12 protein-coding genes and 1 tRNA gene are annotated in these 16,316 nt (G+C 49.9%); 12 read left to right on the top strand and 1 reads right to left on the bottom strand.

The genetic code is table 11. The features are described 5' to 3' along the window. Positions 1 to 131 precede the first annotated feature (131 nt). From G7Y37_RS03035 to G7Y37_RS02980, 12 genes are all read left to right on the top strand, one after another. Positions 132 to 1,613 carry a DUF1846 domain-containing protein gene (locus G7Y37_RS03035; RefSeq protein WP_165061612.1) on the top strand — a complete coding sequence of 494 codons (1,482 nt, stop codon included), beginning with the start codon at positions 132 to 134 and terminating at the stop codon, positions 1,611 to 1,613. Positions 1,614 to 1,940: 327 nt separating this feature from the next. Then, positions 1,941 to 2,996, top strand: coding sequence for a rod shape-determining protein (locus G7Y37_RS03030; RefSeq protein ID WP_165061610.1), 1,056 nt, complete (start codon positions 1,941 to 1,943; stop codon positions 2,994 to 2,996). 23 nt (positions 2,997 to 3,019) lie between these two features. Further along, the gene (gene mreC, locus G7Y37_RS03025; RefSeq protein WP_165061608.1) at positions 3,020 to 3,949 is read left to right on the top strand and encodes a rod shape-determining protein MreC; all 930 of its coding nucleotides are present in this window, start codon (positions 3,020 to 3,022) and stop codon (positions 3,947 to 3,949) included. Beyond that, on the top strand, positions 3,942 to 4,448 hold the full coding sequence (gene mreD, locus G7Y37_RS03020) for a rod shape-determining protein MreD (RefSeq protein ID WP_165061606.1): 507 nt from the start codon (positions 3,942 to 3,944) through the stop codon (positions 4,446 to 4,448). The genes mreC and mreD overlap by 8 nt, the downstream gene beginning before the upstream one ends. A 37-nt stretch (positions 4,449 to 4,485) precedes the next feature. Then, positions 4,486 to 6,618: a penicillin-binding protein 2 gene (mrdA, locus tag G7Y37_RS03015; protein WP_165061604.1), complete on the top strand. Its 2,133-nt coding sequence runs from the start codon at positions 4,486 to 4,488 to the stop codon at positions 6,616 to 6,618. Then, on the top strand, positions 6,618 to 7,883 hold the full coding sequence (locus tag G7Y37_RS03010; RefSeq protein WP_165061601.1) for an FtsW/RodA/SpoVE family cell cycle protein: 1,266 nt from the start codon (positions 6,618 to 6,620) through the stop codon (positions 7,881 to 7,883). The genes mrdA and G7Y37_RS03010 overlap by 1 nt, the downstream gene beginning before the upstream one ends. Then, positions 7,867 to 8,934: a YcjF family protein gene (locus G7Y37_RS03005; protein WP_165061596.1), complete on the top strand. Its 1,068-nt coding sequence runs from the start codon at positions 7,867 to 7,869 to the stop codon at positions 8,932 to 8,934. Before G7Y37_RS03010 ends, G7Y37_RS03005 begins: the two co-directional genes overlap by 17 nt. Beyond that, the gene (locus G7Y37_RS03000) at positions 8,931 to 10,820 is read left to right on the top strand and encodes a TIGR03960 family B12-binding radical SAM protein (protein WP_165061595.1); all 1,890 of its coding nucleotides are present in this window, start codon (positions 8,931 to 8,933) and stop codon (positions 10,818 to 10,820) included. The genes G7Y37_RS03005 and G7Y37_RS03000 overlap by 4 nt, the downstream gene beginning before the upstream one ends. Before the next feature lies 1 nt (position 10,821). Beyond that, positions 10,822 to 11,466, top strand: a complete 645-nt coding sequence (locus G7Y37_RS02995) for a TIGR03936 family radical SAM-associated protein (RefSeq protein ID WP_165061594.1) — start codon at positions 10,822 to 10,824, stop codon at positions 11,464 to 11,466. A gap of 66 nt (positions 11,467 to 11,532) precedes the next feature. Continuing rightward, positions 11,533 to 11,609: transfer RNA gene (locus G7Y37_RS02990), tRNA-Asp, on the top strand. Between the two features lie 918 nt (positions 11,610 to 12,527). Continuing rightward, positions 12,528 to 13,556 (top strand): epoxyqueuosine reductase, encoded by a 1,029-nt coding sequence (locus G7Y37_RS02985; RefSeq protein ID WP_165061593.1) that lies wholly within the window; start codon positions 12,528 to 12,530, stop codon positions 13,554 to 13,556. 226 nt (positions 13,557 to 13,782) lie between these two features. After that, positions 13,783 to 15,096, top strand: coding sequence for an ATP-binding protein (locus G7Y37_RS02980; RefSeq protein WP_165061592.1), 1,314 nt, complete (start codon positions 13,783 to 13,785; stop codon positions 15,094 to 15,096). Here the strand turns inward: G7Y37_RS02980 and G7Y37_RS02975 are convergent. Next, positions 15,093 to 16,247, bottom strand: a complete 1,155-nt coding sequence (locus G7Y37_RS02975; RefSeq protein ID WP_165061589.1) for an SLC13 family permease — start codon at positions 16,245 to 16,247, stop codon at positions 15,093 to 15,095. The genes G7Y37_RS02980 and G7Y37_RS02975 overlap by 4 nt on opposite strands. Positions 16,248 to 16,316 lie beyond the last annotated feature (69 nt).

The raw sequence follows: 16,316 nt of genomic DNA, 5'->3' as shown, positions 1-16,316 counted from the left end.
GAGTTATACTCCCACTAGTTTGTTGCATAGATGTTAAGGGGTTGGCTTAAATTGCAGAACCGCTTCAAATGTCGCCTAGCCACTCCAAGCAACCACGTCGGCAAAACTCCGCTGCGATTTTGGGAGGCATAATGCGCGAAGGTTTTGACAATGCGAAATATATAACGATGCAGGCAGAGAGAATTCGTGAGCGTATATCGCATTTTGGCGGCAAACTATACCTAGAGTTTGGCGGGAAAATTTTTGACGATTTGCACGCTTCGCGCGTTTTGCCCGGCTTCGAGCCCGATAGCAAAATACGCATGTTGCAGTCTATGGTAGACGACTTAGAAATAATAATCGCGGTGAATGCGAACCACATAGAGTCGAACAAAAAACGCGGCGACTTGGGAATAACTTACGATGAAGACGTTTTGCGACTGATGGATGTGCTGCAAAGCTTAGGATTTCTTGTTAGCAACGTAGTAATAACGCACTATTCCAGCCAGCCTGCAGCCGATGCTTTTCGCCGCCGCCTAGATTCGCTTGGAATTGCGCACAGTTTGCATTACCCAATTGCTGGCTATCCCTACGATATAGACCACATAGTAAGCGACGAAGGCTATGGCAAAAACGACTACATTCCTACAACGCGCCCGCTAGTGGTAGTAACAGCGCCCGGTCCCGGCTCTGGCAAAATGGCAACTTGTTTGTCGCAGTTATATCACGAGCACAAACGCAACATAAATGCAGGGTATGCAAAGTATGAAACATTTCCCATTTGGAACTTATCTTTGCAGCATCCGGTGAACATAGCATATGAAGCTGCCACGGTAGATTTAGACGATTCAAACGCCATAGACCCATTCCATTTGGAGGCATATGGCACAACCACTGTAAATTACAACCGCGATATAGAAATTTTCCCCGTGCTTAAAACCATGCTGGAAAAGATTATGGGAAAAAGTCCGTATCTTTCTCCGACCGACATGGGCGTAAATATGGCAGGGCATGCAATTTACGACGATGAAGCTGTGCGCGAAGCCGCCAACTTAGAGATTATGCGTCGTTATTTCCATCATGCGGTCGAAGCCAAAGAAACCGGCGTTGGAACAGATACTGTGAAAAGGCTGGAAATGCTTTTGAATCAGTCGGGAATTGCGGCGAATAGCTTTCCTCCGCGCTCGGCAGCAATGTTGAAAGAGGAAATGACAGGTGCACCTGCCGGCGCTATGGTTTTGCCCGACGGGCGCATAGTAACTGGTAAAACGTCCAATTTGCTAGGTGCTGCAAGTTCGCTTCTCATGAATGCGCTGAAGACGCTAGCTGAGGTGGATGACGAAATAGACGTTATAACCGATGAGGCTATCGAGCCGATATGTCATTTGAAGACTGGTCACTTGCATTCTAGCAACCCGCGCCTACATTCGGACGAAACGCTTATAGCCTTGTCTATTTCCTCTGTAACAGAACCTTTGGCTGAAAAGCTGATAGAGTGTTTGGATGAACTGCGCGGATGCGATGCGTTTTTCTCGGTTATAGTTTCGCATACCGATCGCAGGCTGTATCGCACGTTAGGCATCAACTTATGCTGTGAGCCGAAGTACGAACAGCACAGGTTCTATCACAAATAGGTGCTCGGGGCAGAATTTCTTACAAAATGGTCAAAAAGTTCGACTTTCCACGGTCGAAAGACCGAATTGCTTAACTGAATTGTGGAGGACACTGGGCAAACAGCATTTGGCGACGCATCAATGAGGGCTATTTGCCCTTTCTGACCGTGGAAAGCTGGAAGTTTTGACCATTTTCCCCAAAAAATTTTACCGACTGGGTTGTATTTAGTGGTTTCGCGCAAAACTCTTCATAAAATGCGCAAAGATGAGCCCGCGCAGATAGGCTATGGTAAAATCGTAATTTGCGTTTGTGCTGTAATAAGTAATTGACGAACGGGGACTTCCTCTATGTCGATATTTGATAGATTTGCAAATATTGGTGGCAACATGTCAACCGACATGGCAATTGACTTGGGTACTGCCAATACCCTTGTGGCTATTACGGGCGAGGGTATCGTAATAAACGAGCCTTCAGTTGTAGCTATTGAGAAAAGTACACATAGGGTGCTTGCCGTAGGGCATGAAGCGAAAAACATGATTAACCACACGCCTGATGCTTTTTCGGCTGAACATCCGCTGAAAGATGGCGTTATAGCCGACTACGATGTTACGGAAGCTATGCTTTCTGCGTTTATCAGCAAAGCAAGCGATCGTAAGTATCCGTGGCAGGCGAAGCCGCGCATTGTTATATGCATTCCGTGCGGTGCCACCAGTGTAGAGAAGCGTGCGGTTTTTGAGGCTGCCATTCAGGCGGGCGCGCGTCAGGCGTATCTAATAGAAGAGCCTATGGCGGCAGCTATGGGTGCCGATCTTCCAGTTACAGAGCCAACAGGTAGCATGGTGGTAGATATTGGAGGCGGTACAACAGAGGTTGCTGTTATATCGCTTGGCGGTATTGTTTCGTCGTCTAGTTTGCGCTTGGCGGGCAATAGGCTAGATGAAGCTATTGCGATGCATCTGCGCGATCTTTTGGGCATAAAGATAGGCGAGCGCACGGCCGAGGTTATCAAGATAAAAATTGGTAGCGTTTTGCCTTTTGAAGACGGGCGCGAACGCGACATGATAATTTCTGGACAAGATGTCTATACCGAGCAGCCCAAAGAAGTAACTATCCAATCGGAAGATGTGCGCGCGGCGCTGCAGGCACCAATTGAAGAAATGGTGCTGCACATTAAAGACACTTTCAAGACTACAAACCCCGATCTTGCAAGCGATATCATTCAAAACGGTATTTTGCTAACCGGCGGCGGCGGCTTGCTTTCTGGCTTAGACAGATATCTGACAGATCAGCTGGAAATACCTGTTTGGGTAAGCGAGACGGCTTTGACGAATGTAGTTTCGGGTTGCTTGAAGGTACTAGAGACACCTACTGCGCTGCGTCAGACATTAATGCGCTCGAAATAGGCAGCAGGAGGGTTAGTGGCTTAATGGCACTACAATTCCAAGACATGAAGGATCCGCGTCTGACACGTGTGGTTCTTATTGTGTTGGTGGTAATTTCATTTGCAATGGTTACTGTGTATTCTCGCGAAGGTGAAAGCGGACTTTTGCATAGCATTCAGTCGGCTGCTCATGCAGTATTTGCGCCGCTTGAATTGCTAAGCGCACCCGCTGGGGCTGCGGTTGAGGATGCAGGGGAAGCTATAAGCGATGCAAGCGCTAGCGAAGAGACACTTTCAGCTCTGCGTGAGCGCAATGCCGAGTTGACAGAGCTTCTTACTCAAAGCGAAGAATACAGGCAAGAGGCTGAGCGTCTGCAGGGTTTGCTTGAGCTGAAAGACACCTATGAAATAGAGGGTGTAAGCGGGCGTGTTATAGGACGCTCTACCGATGCTTGGAATCAGACGGTAACTGTAGATATTGGCTCTAATAACGGGGTGGAAACTGGTCTTACTGTTGTGGGACCGGCGGGCGTTGTCGGGCAGGTTATATCTGTGCAGCCGGGCTCTTCTACTGTGCGTTTGCTGACCGATCCGAAATCGGGTGCGGCGGCGTTAGTGCAATCTAGCCGGGCTGAGGGCATTGTAAGAGGCTCACTTTCCGGGCAACTAACGCTTCAAAATATTGATGCGTCGGTTAATCTTCAAGTGGGCGATGTGGTTTTAACAAGCGGACTTGGCGGCAGCTACGTAAAGGGCTTGCTTATTGGCACTATAGTGCGCATAGAGGGCTCTGCAGGCGATGGCTCAAGAACTATATATGTTTCCCCGAACGAAACATCGCAAGTGCTAGAAGAAGTGACAGTTATATTTAATGCTAAGGGCGATTCGTCGGCGAATCGTTCATCTGGTAATAACAGCAGCGGCAGTTCTGCATCTGGTTCGGCGGGCTCAAACGGCGGTGGTTCAAATGAATAACAAGCCGCTTATCGTGTCTATAATTGGTGCCGTTATAGCTGTAGTTTTGCAAGCAACTGTAGCGCCTGCAATGGAGATAGCTTCGGCGCTGCCAAATTTCATACTGGCATATGTTTTGGCTTTGGCTGTGTCGCGCCCTGAAAGCGGTCTTGTTATGCCGTTTTTACTGGGGCTTATATTCGATCTTATGGGTACAGGACCAGTGGGCGCTATGGCGCTAATATGTACGCTAATGGCATTTGCGTTGTCGCGTTTGTCAGTTGTGTTAGATAACGATACTTTATTTATGCCTATTGTGCTTATTATTGCAGGGTCGCTAATATCCAATATTGTGTACGGCATACTAATTATTGCGTGCGGAATGGATGTTAGCATTTTGGAAGCACTCGTAGGGCGTGCGCTGCCTTGTGGCATATACGATGCTGTGTTGGCGCTAGTTATGTTTCCGCTGCTTTTGCGTTTGATGCAGCTTGGCGAAAACCAGATGCGCATGCACTAGCTTGTGTGCTGTGCGCCGATGGAAGTGGAGTTAAGACGTGCTTGTTGCCGTTTTGGCAGGAATAATTGCAGCAGTAATAGCGGTATGTATAGTAGCCGTTATTGTTGTGCTGCGGCAACGCTATGTCGAAACGCATGCCACTACTGTATCCGATATGTCTACCTTAGATACTGTCGGTGTTGGCGCAGAAGATGATGAAGACATACGTGTAAAATCGGGTGAGGCAGCAACCGCAAAGCCATCGGATGGGTTGTCTAAGCGCTTCGGAGTTCTGGGCATTTTGGCTGCAGCAATATTTGCTACTCTTGGGGCAAAACTGTGGTCTATGCAGATAATGAACTCGGGCGAATATTCCAGCGAGGCAGAGAAAAATCTGTATACGACCGTGCGCACACCGGCACCTCGCGGAAGCATTTTCGATCGCAATGGTCGCGTGCTTGTAACAAATCGCGCCAGTCAAACGGTGCTAGCCGAGTCGGAAGTATCCGATTCTTACGACACTATACGCAGGTTGTCTTCAGTTCTAGGGCTGCCTGTGGGAATTGTGCGGCAGCGCCTAGCGGACACTTCGCACGGGGCGCAAAGTCAGCGCATAATAGCATCCGATGTTCGCTTGCGCGACGTCGCTTTCATTTCCGAACACGCAGATGCCTTTCCGGGCGTTAGCGTTGAAACGCGCACAGTGCGCGCTTACCCGAATGCTGCGCTTGCAGCACACGTGCTAGGCTACACCGGTTCTCCCACCGAAGATGAATTGTCAGTAACGGTGGAAGGGCGCGAAATAGATTCAAATGACATTCTTGGGAAAAGCGGCATAGAAGCGTTTTACGACAATGTGCTTTCTGGTGAAAAAGGTCAACGCAACGTTATGGTTGATGCGTCGGGAAATGTTGTGTCGGTTACTAGCGAAACTGCACCAACGCAAGGTTCAGACATATATCTAACGATAAATTCCGCAATACAGTATGCCGCCGATCAGGCGCTTGCAAAAATGATAGCCCCTACAGGCGAGATAGGCACAGGTAGTGGTGTTGCCGGTGCGGTAGTTGCGCTTGATGCGCGCGATGGTGGTGTGCTTGCTATGGCAAGCTACCCAACCTTCGATCCGTCGAATTTCACAAACGGAATTCCGCAGGATATATGGGATTTATACAATACCGAAGAATCGCACGCGCCCATGCTTAATCGCACTATTAATGGGCAATATGCTGCGGCATCTACATTCAAAGCCTTTACATCTATGGCTGGAATGGAATACGGCTATGCTACCGAAAGTTCTTATTGGACATGCACTGGCAAGTGGGACGGTTTTAACACGGGCGCCCCGCAATGGTGCTGGGAACATAAAGGTCATGGCACGCTAGATCTTAGTGGCGGTATTATTCATTCATGCGACACCGTATTCTACGAAATAGCTAAGGCGTTTTACGATCATGGTCCCGATGGTACGGGCGAAATTTCCGCTACGGCACTTCAGGAATATGTCGAGAAGTACAATTTTGGTAAAGCTACCGGTATAGATTTGAAGAATGAGTCGGTGGGGCGTGTGCCAACGCCTGAATGGAAAGCCGAGCATTGGCGAAACGTTCCCTCTGAGGCGACATGGCGCGGCGGCGACTACACTAATATGATTATTGGACAAGGCGATATATTGGTAACGCCGCTGCAGGTTGCTGCAGGTTATTGCGGAATATCTACCGGCAAAATTATGAAGCCGCATCTGCTGAAAGAGGTGCGCAATGCCGCTGGCGATGTGGCTATGACGTTTGAACCAGAGGTGCTTGCCGAACCCGATGTTAACTTGGACGATTTGAATTATGTACGCAATGCTTTGCGCGGCATGATTATTTATAACGATAAAGTTCGCGACATGTTTGACGAAGAAGGTTTGCAGGCGGCTGGTAAGTCGGGCACGGCAGAACACACCGACAGAGCAGACGATGCTTGGTTTGTGGCATATGCTCCCTACGATAATCCGAAATATGTGGTGGCTTGCATTCTTGAACAGGGTCGTAGTGGCAGCAAAACTGCGGCGAAGGTTGTCGCGCAAGTGCTAGGTGCGGCTATGCGTGCCGATGCGGGCGAAGATGGAGAAGTTGGGCGCGTGGCTGGTTCGTCTGGCAAGTCGCTCGTGTTGAATTTCTCGGCTGATGAAGGGCGTGAGGAATAATGCCGCTTCCTCAGATTGACTCGGTCGGTATTGCTGCGCCGTCTAAGGGCAAGCGTGGGCGCGAGAAGTATTCTGCACCAAAACCTTCGAACCGTCGTCCGCTGCCGTTTTCAAACATAATACCTTGGTCTTTTGTTGTGGTAGTTATATTGTTGGTGGGCTTTGGTTTGGTTGTATGCTGGTCGGCTGTTCAAGGCTACGAACGCTACAGCTTCACGCGGCAGGCTGCCGGAGTTTGCGCAGGGCTAATACTAATGGCTATAGTGTGGGCTTTCGACTATCGAAAACTTGCCGGCGCATTTGTGCCTCTTTTGGTTATAACCGTTGTGCTAATTTTGTCGCCGCATCTTCCGGTTATAGGTGTTACCACTATGGGCGCAACCTCGTGGATAAACATAGGCACGCAAATACAGCCGGGCGAATTTGCAAAAGTTACAGTGGTGCTGTTTGCGTCCAGTTTGGTTGCCCGATACGGCGGCAAATTGGACGATTTTAAGGAATACTGCAAAGTTGTAGGGCTACTTGCCATACCGTTTTTGTGCATTATGACGCAGCCCGACCTTGGCACTGGTTTGGTGTATATGTTTATAGCAGCCACGGTGCTTATTATGGGCGGTGCGCGTGCGAAGTATATAATTGCGACCATTGTGCTGCTTATTGCGGTTATAGCGGCAGTATTTTTTGTAGACGAGTTTTTGAAATACGAAACCGACGACGGCACCATAGAATACAGACTTTTGAAGAATTACCAGCGCAAGCGCCTGTTTGTGTTTATGAACCAAGGCAATGCCGATTATAGCTCTGATGCTTATAACTTACAGCAAGCCATGATAGCTATAGGTTCAGGTGGTCTTTTCGGAAAGGGCTTGGGTTCTTCCACCCAATCTTCGCTAGGCTTTTTGCCTGAAGCGCCGACAGACTTCATCTTCTGCGTGCTGGCTGAGGAATTGGGCTTTGTTGGAGTATTGGTACTTATAGCGCTTTATGCTTCTCTTGTGTTTGTTTGTATTCGAATTGCCCGCAGTTGCGGCAATTTATTCGGAATGCTTATCGTATGTGCCATTGTTGGTATGTGGCTGTTCCAGATACTTGAAAACATAGGAATGTGTTGCGGGCTTATGCCTATTACCGGTATTCCGCTGCCATTCGTTAGCTACGGTTCTTCGTTCATGGTGGTGAATTTCATCATGTTAGGGTTAATAGGTTCAGTGTATTGTCACGAATCTAAGTTGGGAAGGGGAATGCAATATGGCTCTGCCCGTTGATGTAGGAGCTTTGCTGAAGGCGGCAACGAATACTGAAGATGCAGTAAAGACACCTATTTCGGTGTCGGTTTATATAGATGATACGGCTGCGGGTGAATGTGTAGCATTTGTACGCGGGTTGTTTGCTGGCGCTACTGGCGATAATGCTCGTGTGTCTGTTTCTTATATAGACGAGCATATAGAGCCGCATCCTCGCGATGATATGGCTGTTATTGTAGGCGGCTTAAACGATTGCATAGGTAAAGATGCAGCGTCTATTCGAGACGCAGGTGTGCCGGTAATGGTGGCTACCACTATGCCTAAAATAGTAGAAGATATAACGCGCGCTAATGGTTACCCCATTCCTACAGGCGATCTTATTTCTCCTTTGCGCACGCCTTCCAAGATGTCGTTTCAGAAGGGCGGCGCCGATGCCTTCGCGCTGCCTGCAGGTGAGATAATTGAATTAACTGAAGATTCTAAGAGCGAATTTGTTTCAAATATTGGGAACTGGATTATAGCTGCGTGCCCCGATCGCAAGCTGGCGTTTGCGCATGCGTTTCCGTTCGTTAGGCGACCGCTTGCGCGCGAAGCTATAACGTCTACGTCGCTTCAAAATGCTGGCGTAGGTTTGCTGCCCATAATACCCGGTGCCGACATGCCTATAATGACGCTTAATCAGGCGAAAATGCTTATGCAAATAGCGGCGGTATATGGTCAGCCACTAGATAAAACTCGTCTTCCCGAATTGGCGGCTTTGGTGGGCAATGCTTTTCTTTGTCGCAGTTTGGCGCGCAGTTTTGCGAAGGCGGTGCCTTTTGCGGGATTTGCCATAAGCGCTGCTGTTGGTTTTGCGGCTACCGAAGCTGTAGGCAGGGCGGCTATAGAATATTTCGAAGTGGGCGGCAATGCTGCTGGTCTTGCTAATGTAGTGAAGCAAGCCACTGGTGAGGCGGTTGATATTGCGCAAAAAGCCAGTGCAACGCCTACTGGCAAAGCAGTTATACGCGCAGCTAAAAGTGGCGTTAAAGGCGCGGCTGGCATGGTTTTCGGTAAAGCGGCTCGCCGATGATAAAGACTAATTTATGGCAGCGCCTCCAACCTCTTCTGCGCCAAATTGAACGTCCTTCTCGCTATATTGGTAGCGAATGGGGCGCTTTTGAGCCCCGCGCCAACAGCGATTTTGCGTTTTGCATGGTTTACCCAGACACTTACGAGCTAGGGCAGCCAAATCAGGCTATTCGAATACTGGTAAATGCTGTTGCTAAGCTTGAAAATGTGGCTTCTGAGCGCGCATTTCTTCCCGCGCCCGATATGGCTTGTGCAATGCGCAAGGCAAACATTCCAATGTTTTCGCTAGAAAGCTGTGCGCCTTTGCACGAATTTGATGTTGTGGGAATAACGCTTCCTCATGAACTTGCGGCAACAAATGTGCTGGAAGCGCTAGATTTGGCAGGCATTCCGCTGCGTGCAGCCGATCGCGCCGAAGATGCCCCTATAGTAATAGCTGGCGGACCGTGCGCTATGAACCCCGAGCCTTACGCGCCGTTTTTTGACGCTATTTCTATAGGCGAGGGCGAAGAATCTGTACCCGAAATAGTTCAAACGGTGCGCACGCTGCGCAGAGCGGGCGCGCGGCGTAAAGATATATTGCGGGCTTTAGTTGATATTCAGAGTACATATGTGCCTTCGCTTTATAGGCAGCTAAATGAACAGGATGCGCAAAAGCAGGGCGCGTGGGTTGTGCCTGCAGAAGATGGCGTGCCTGCGCAAATTGTGCGGCGCGTGTTTGAGGGTTTTGCCGAATCGGATGCTTGGGAGCCCTGCATAGTGCCCTATGTTGAAGCCGTGCACGACAGATTGAATGTTGAAGTTTTGCGCGGGTGTGCTAGGGGGTGCAGGTTCTGTCAGGCTGGAATGATGTATAGACCTATACGTGAGCGCTCGGCGGACAATATTGTTTCGGCGGTTCTGCGCGGGCTTGAACAGACTGGCTACGATGAAGTGTCGCTAACGTCGCTTTCGACCACCGACCATTCTCAGATAGAGGAAATTTTGCAGCGCTTGAACAAGGCATGCGAAGGGCGTGGAGTTCGCATATCGGTGCCTTCGCAGCGCTTAGATTCTTTTGGTGTGAAAATGGCTGATTTGGTTGCCGGGCAGAAAAAGGGCGGTCTGACATTTGCTCCAGAGGCAGGCACGCAGCGCCTTCGCGACATAATAAACAAAAACGTTACTGAAGACGATTTGTTTTGCGCAATTGATGCAGCTTGTGCAGCTGGTTGGCGCAGATGTAAGCTCTACTTTATGATAGGTCTTCCCGGTGAGACAGATGAAGACGTGCTTGGTATAACCGATCTGGCTGATAGGGCATACGAGCGCATGAAGGAAGCCACGCCGCCCGAACAGCGCGGGGCGCTTGCTATGACTGTCAGCGTTGGAGTTTTCGTGCCGAAGGCGCAGACACCGTTTCAGTGGGATGGGCAGATTACCTGCGAAGAGGCGCTTAGGCGCGTGGGGCTTTTGCGGCATTCTGTTCGACACCGTGCGGTTCGAATTAGTTATCACGATCCGCAGGCGAGTTTTGTTGAGGCTGTAATGAGTCGCGGCGGGCGCAATTGTGCTGATTTGGTTGAAGCTGCATGGAGACATGGTGCATGCTTTGATGCGTGGACTGAACTTTTCAACGAAGGCGCTTGGCGACAGGCGGCTGCCGACACTGGCATAGACCCCGAGCAAATAGCCGCTGCGCAGTATGAGCCTGAATATGTTATGCCGTGGGCGCATATTTCAGCTGGGGTATCAACCAAGTATTTGCAACTTGAGCGAAAGCGCGCGTCTAAAGGGGAAACAACGTCCGACTGCACATATGAAAAATGCACGGCTTGTGGTGTTTGCCCGGCAACCAATACGCAAAACGTGTTAGCTAGAGCGCGCGGTGTGGAAGGCGTGATGTAATATGGCTGACCCTAGACTGTTTCGCTTGCGCGTTACTTATTCGAAGTCGGGCAGATTGGCAATGCTTTCACATTTGGAAGTGGCTCGCGCACTTGAGCGTACAGTTCGACGCGCCGGGCTTCCGTTTGCAGTAACTAATGGGTTTTCGCCGCATATGCGCATAGCTTTTGGTGCGGCACTTCCTGTGGGCGTGGGTGGCAATGCGGAATTTTTCGACATCTTCCTTACCAGCTATTTAGCGCCAAAGAAAGCTTTGGAAGCGTTGCGGAATTTTAGTGCACCGGATTTAATGCCTACCGCTTGCGAATACGTGGAACCTAGTGCAGCTGCTGCATCGGTGGCTTGCCCGGTTAGCACTTATGAAGCATTACTTAGCGCCAGTGTTGGAGGCTTGGAAATTCCCGACACGGTAGAGGTGGTTCGCAAAAAGAAGCGCAAAGTATTAGAGGTACGCGAATTTCTTGTGGGAGATGTGTGCGTATCGGGTAATTCGGTTGTATTTACGTTGCAGGCGAAACCTACCGGATCGTTGCGTGCAGATATATTTTTGGATGCATGTATAGATCTTTTGAAAATAAATGGCGTTGCGCCGAACGACCTTTGCATAGTGTCCATAAACCGAATCGCGCAAAATTCGTCAGATTAAGGGTTGTGCGATTTTTATATATTGGTATAATTATCGGGCTGCGCAAGGCGTAGCAACCGTGAATGCGGGGTGTTAGCTCAGTTGGTTAGAGCGCCGGCCTGTCACGTCGGAGGTCGCGAGTTCAAGTCTCGTACATCCCGCCATTAAAACTCCCCTCAGAGCTCTTTTCGACTCTGGGCTTTTATCAAGCAAATCTTTTTATCCTGAAGTGTAATTCCAAAGTGCAAACGAGGTCGGCAACTTGGAACAAGCGATACGTATCAGGCTGAACAACCCTGAACTCAACGTTGCTCATATTTGCATATAGGCAGAAAAGTGTGTAAGGCTCAGTCCATCGCAAATGGGTAAGAAGTGCTGTTGTGGAACTCTGACCAAACCAGACCGTGTGTTGCCTTCGTCACTTTTTAGGCGAAAAATGGTCAAAACTTCCGACTTTCCACAGTCTATAATGCCAAATTACGCCAATTACGAATCAAAATAGAATTGAAGAACCCTGTTTGCCCAGTGTCCTCCACAATTCAAGTTAGCTATGTGGCACTATGACCATGGAAAGCTGGAAGTTTTGACCATTTTTCTAACTTTTTTGAACTAGTATGCGGATGAGTTGAATCGTAATCTAGCGGCAGCTTTGAGAGAGTTTACCTAAAAGCCATCCAGCAAACACTTTAAGCCATCTTGCGGAGGTGTCGTTTTTCCTAACACTAGAGCCTCCGCATAAGGTGCATCTTCACTTTTGCTTTTCTGCTTTAGTGAATTTGTTCTTTGACATTTTGCTGCCGCAAATGCTGCATTTTGAGATAGACACTGCTCACACCTGTTCATAACTGACTTTTTCCTAGAAAAAGCTTGCCTGAACAGGAATGTCAAGTGAGAATCCTACATGCTTTTCTGCCTATATGCCCTCATATTTGCACTGAAGATGATTTTCAGCCTATATGCCATATTCTTAGGTTCGTTAACTTGACGCGGACTCGGATTCGTCTGCATCGGAAATTGCGATTGGAGATAGCAACTCACCTATAATGGCTACATTAATGCTAGGCGCGAACTCAGGAGATGCCATGTCCAGCATAGAGAAGCAGATAGTGCGAAAGGGACTAGAGCTTGGATTCTCCAACGTCGGCTTCTCTGCTCTTCGAGATTATCCCGAGTATCTCGAAGAAGCTCGATCGCGTTCCAACTACGAGATATTTGCAGAGGCTGACGATGCCCTGATAACTCGCCTTAGCAAAGCGAAAACGCTTAACCCTTGGGCGAAAAGCATCGTTTGCGCCACGCTAGGCTTTTCTTCGATAGACTACCCGGAGATTTTGACTCGTTCTGTGGCACGTACTTATTTGGCTCGCGTGTATTCGCCGCAGCCCGGCACCGTTCATGCTTTCCAAATCGAAGCGCTGGCATCGTTTGTTGAGGGATTGGGCATGCGCATCGAACGCAACCAGTTTGTTGTACCCCAACGCATCGCATGTGCGGAAGCAGGCATTGTGACGTTCGGGAACAACAACTTCGCATACACTGAGCAAGATGGCTCTTTTGTTATTCTCGTAACGTTTTTGGTGGACAGGGAACTTGAACCCAGCGGTTCGGAAGTGCGCAATGGCTGCCCTGAGGGATGCAGTTTATGCGCCAAAGCTTGCCCTACCGGCGCCATCATTGGACCGAGCAAGCTCGACCTTGATCGCTGCATCCTGTTCAACAACCAACGTTTTGCCCCCGGTGCGCAGGAAGATATCTGGATCGATATGGGCGAGCGTATACACGGATGCGATGTGTGTCAGGTGAAATGCCCGCGCAATCATAATGTGCTCAAGCGCGCAACCGAGAAGGATCCTTTTCTGGAAATTCTTGCCGAGGAATTCGACCTTGAGAGGATCCTTGTGTTGGATGAGGTGTACTACGAAAAAGTCGTGCGCCCCATCATGTACAACTACATCAAAGACATGGATATCTTTCGTCGCAATGCCGCCGTTGCGTTGGGTAATACGGGCGACCCTCGTCACCTTCCGGCGCTTCGCGAGGCGCAAGCTTGCATCGATAATCCTAATGTGCTGAAGGCTATCGATTGGGCCATTGCGCGACTCGAAAAGTAGTTCTGCGAATTAGAAAAGTTTCGGATATATACACGATGACCCGAAGACCATTGTCGCTTGTACAGCCCGCCATTAAAAGTCGAGTCAGGGGTATTTTGGCTCCTGTTTTTTGCAAAAACGATGTGCCGCAGAAAATGGTTTTCTCGCGAAACACTGCATTTTGTTACAAAACGCTATAATGAATTCATGTATTTTGTCGCAAAACTAACCTTTAAAAGGATGCAAAATGCTCAAACGTAAGGTTTACCAGCAACTTATCGATTGGAAGTCAAGTCAGCAGCGAAAGCGCAAAGCGCTTCTAGTAACGGGAGCACGCCAGATAGGCAAGAGCTATATTATTCGCCATTTTGGCATGATGCAGTACAAGGCGCTAATCGAGATCAATCTGCTTGAAGACCGAGCCGCCCAACAATCGCTATCCCGCGCAACGGATACGCAGGATTTCATAAACCGTTTGATGCTTATTGCTCGTACCGAGCCTGTCGATGGCAGCACGCTTATATTCATCGACGAGATCCAAGAATCGCCCGATATCATGACATATGCGAAATTTCTAGTGGAAGACGGTCGCTTCGATTACGCATTCTCAGGATCTATGCTGGGAGCCGCGTTTAAGGGGGTTAGATCGTTTCCCGTCGGATTTGTTACCGAGATAGAGATGCGTCCGCTCGACTTCGAGGAATTCTGCTGGGCTACCCTTCCCACTACCTCGCCGCTCGATGCGACCCGTCAAGCCTTCTTGGACCAAAAGCCGCTGGAAAAATATATCCACGATACATTGATTGCCGCTTTCCGTTCGTATGTAATTGTGGGCGGGATGCCCGAGATCGTACAGCAGTTTGCAGATGTGGGAACATTGGAGCACATACGTCCGCTACAGCTCGAACTCAATCGCCAGTACGCCTATGATATCTCACAGTACGCCGGACGCCGCGCCTTGCAAGTTCAGGCAATATTCGACGAATTGCCGGTGCAGCTTGAAGAGACGAATGTGAAGTTTGCTGTAACCTCGCTTGACAAAACCGCCCGCTATGATCGCTTCGAGCAGGACTTTATCTGGATTACCCGTGCGGGGGTTGGGCTGAAAGTCAACCGTGTAACCGAGCCGCGTCCGCCGCTTCGTCGCACGCAAAAAGCATCCAACTTCAAGCTTTACCAATCCGACACGGGCATGCTTGTTGCGCGCTTTTCGCAAAGCCTAGCACGTGCGATCTATGAGGATAGTCGCACCGTGAACATGGGAGGCGTGTTTGAGAACGTTATCGCGCAGGAGCTGGTGGCTGCGCAGTTCGAGCCGTACTACTTTATGTCACGCAAGGCAGGCGAGGTCGATTTCCTGATAGAGGGCGAGAATGGCATCGTTGCGCTTGAGGTGAAGTCAGGGCGCGACTACCTTACACACGCGTCATTGGCGAAAGCGATGCATGCGCCCGGATATGAGATCGACCGCGGAATCGTGTTGTGTCGATCGAACTTTGAGGTGCGCGACGGCATACTCTATGCTCCGTGGTATGCTTCGATCTGCTTCTCTCAACTCTAGCAGAAAGCAAGCAGCATCACGAAAAAGGCAGCGTTCATCAGCCCGAATAGACGAAGGAAGTGTCCCATCGTAGGCGCGTCGTCAGCGCGAAGGTGGGGAAACACCTTGCGCGCTAGGGAAAAATACCGTATAGCTATGAGGCTAGCTAGCGACCCTACGAACGTCCCGGCGCCGCCGATATTCACGCCCACGAGCAGCGGCTGCCATGCTTCCGTGAAATGGGACAGCACCACGGCTGCTGGGACGTTGCTTATCACCTGACTGGTGCAGGCAGAGACGAGCAAACCCCATCGATCCATCAGCGGACCGAGGAAATCACCCATGGCTGGCAAGCGCGACATATTTCCCGCAAAAACGAAGAAGCACATGAATGTGGCGAGTAGCGCATAATCTACTTCGACCAAGGCCTTGCGGTCGGCAATGGCGAGTGCGCTTGCAATCACAACAACGGCTGCGGCTGTGGGCACGATGCGGAATACAGCCATCAGGGTGACGACAAAGAGGAACCCGTAGGTCGAAAGGCGCCGCCGGTCAATTGACATTTGAGGGGAGAAAGGTTTTGTGGCTGGCGCTTGCGGCTCTTTCTTATTTCGGTTTCCTGTGGCTGTTTTGCCAGTTGCGAGTATAGTAGCGGCAATCACTCCAGCGAGTGAGAGCAGGAAAGGTGGAATCATTGTTGTTAGAAACTCGACCAACCCTAGATGGAAGTGCGAGTAGATGTATAGGTTTTGCGGGTTGCCGAACGGCGTCACCATTCCACACAGGTTGGCTGCTAGGGCTTGCAGCGCAAACACTGCGGGAACTAGCCGCGTCTGGTTGAGCTCTACCAACACTGACGCGGACAGCGGCAGCATAATAACTAGGGCAACGTCGTTGGTGAAAGCCATAGAAAAGGCTGCCGTGATGAGGACGATAGTAAGTGCTAGCGTCCGAGGGCTGCTCTGACGGGCTATAGCCATACGCGCTATGCGATCGAATGTCCCAATACGGCGCAGCGCGTTTGCCATAGCTAGCACGCAGAACAAACACCCTATGGTCTTCCAGTCGAAATACCCAAGGTAAGCCTCGTCGGGCGGTACCGCAAGCATGGATGTCAGCGCCGCCAACGCCGCAGCTGCTAGCATCCAATGCTCTCGAATGAAGTAAACCATGTTTGGGGTATGCCTCCGATTCACCGTTTGCCTTCGATGGGTTCAGCGTGCTGTTTATTGGTGCATGCT

It is taken from the genome of Adlercreutzia sp. ZJ154, assembly GCF_011039055.1.
In the GTDB taxonomy this organism is placed as follows: Bacteria; Actinomycetota; Coriobacteriia; order Coriobacteriales; family Eggerthellaceae; genus Adlercreutzia_A.
This window is presented reverse-complemented; position numbering and strand designations above follow the sequence as displayed.

What these genes read in the sequence shown, in the direction of transcription:
- G7Y37_RS03005 (WP_165061596.1), top strand. Translation starts at nt 7,867, where the DNA reads ATGGCTCTGCCCGTTGATGTAGGAGCTTTGCTGAAGGCGGCAACGAAT.
- mreD (WP_165061606.1), top strand. Translation starts at nt 3,942, where the DNA reads ATGAATAACAAGCCGCTTATCGTGTCTATAATTGGTGCCGTTATAGCT.
- mreC (WP_165061608.1), top strand. Translation starts at nt 3,020, where the DNA reads ATGGCACTACAATTCCAAGACATGAAGGATCCGCGTCTGACACGTGTG.
- G7Y37_RS03010 (WP_165061601.1), top strand. Translation starts at nt 6,618, where the DNA reads ATGCCGCTTCCTCAGATTGACTCGGTCGGTATTGCTGCGCCGTCTAAG.
- G7Y37_RS03035 (WP_165061612.1), top strand. Translation starts at nt 132, where the DNA reads ATGCGCGAAGGTTTTGACAATGCGAAATATATAACGATGCAGGCAGAG.
- G7Y37_RS02995 (WP_165061594.1), top strand. Translation starts at nt 10,822, where the DNA reads ATGGCTGACCCTAGACTGTTTCGCTTGCGCGTTACTTATTCGAAGTCG.
- G7Y37_RS03030 (WP_165061610.1), top strand. Translation starts at nt 1,941, where the DNA reads ATGTCGATATTTGATAGATTTGCAAATATTGGTGGCAACATGTCAACC.
- G7Y37_RS02980 (WP_165061592.1), top strand. Translation starts at nt 13,783, where the DNA reads ATGCTCAAACGTAAGGTTTACCAGCAACTTATCGATTGGAAGTCAAGT.
- G7Y37_RS02975 (WP_165061589.1), bottom strand. Translation starts at nt 16,247, where the DNA reads ATGGTTTACTTCATTCGAGAGCATTGGATGCTAGCAGCTGCGGCGTTG.
- G7Y37_RS03000 (WP_165061595.1), top strand. Translation starts at nt 8,931, where the DNA reads ATGATAAAGACTAATTTATGGCAGCGCCTCCAACCTCTTCTGCGCCAA.
- G7Y37_RS02985 (WP_165061593.1), top strand. Translation starts at nt 12,528, where the DNA reads ATGTCCAGCATAGAGAAGCAGATAGTGCGAAAGGGACTAGAGCTTGGA.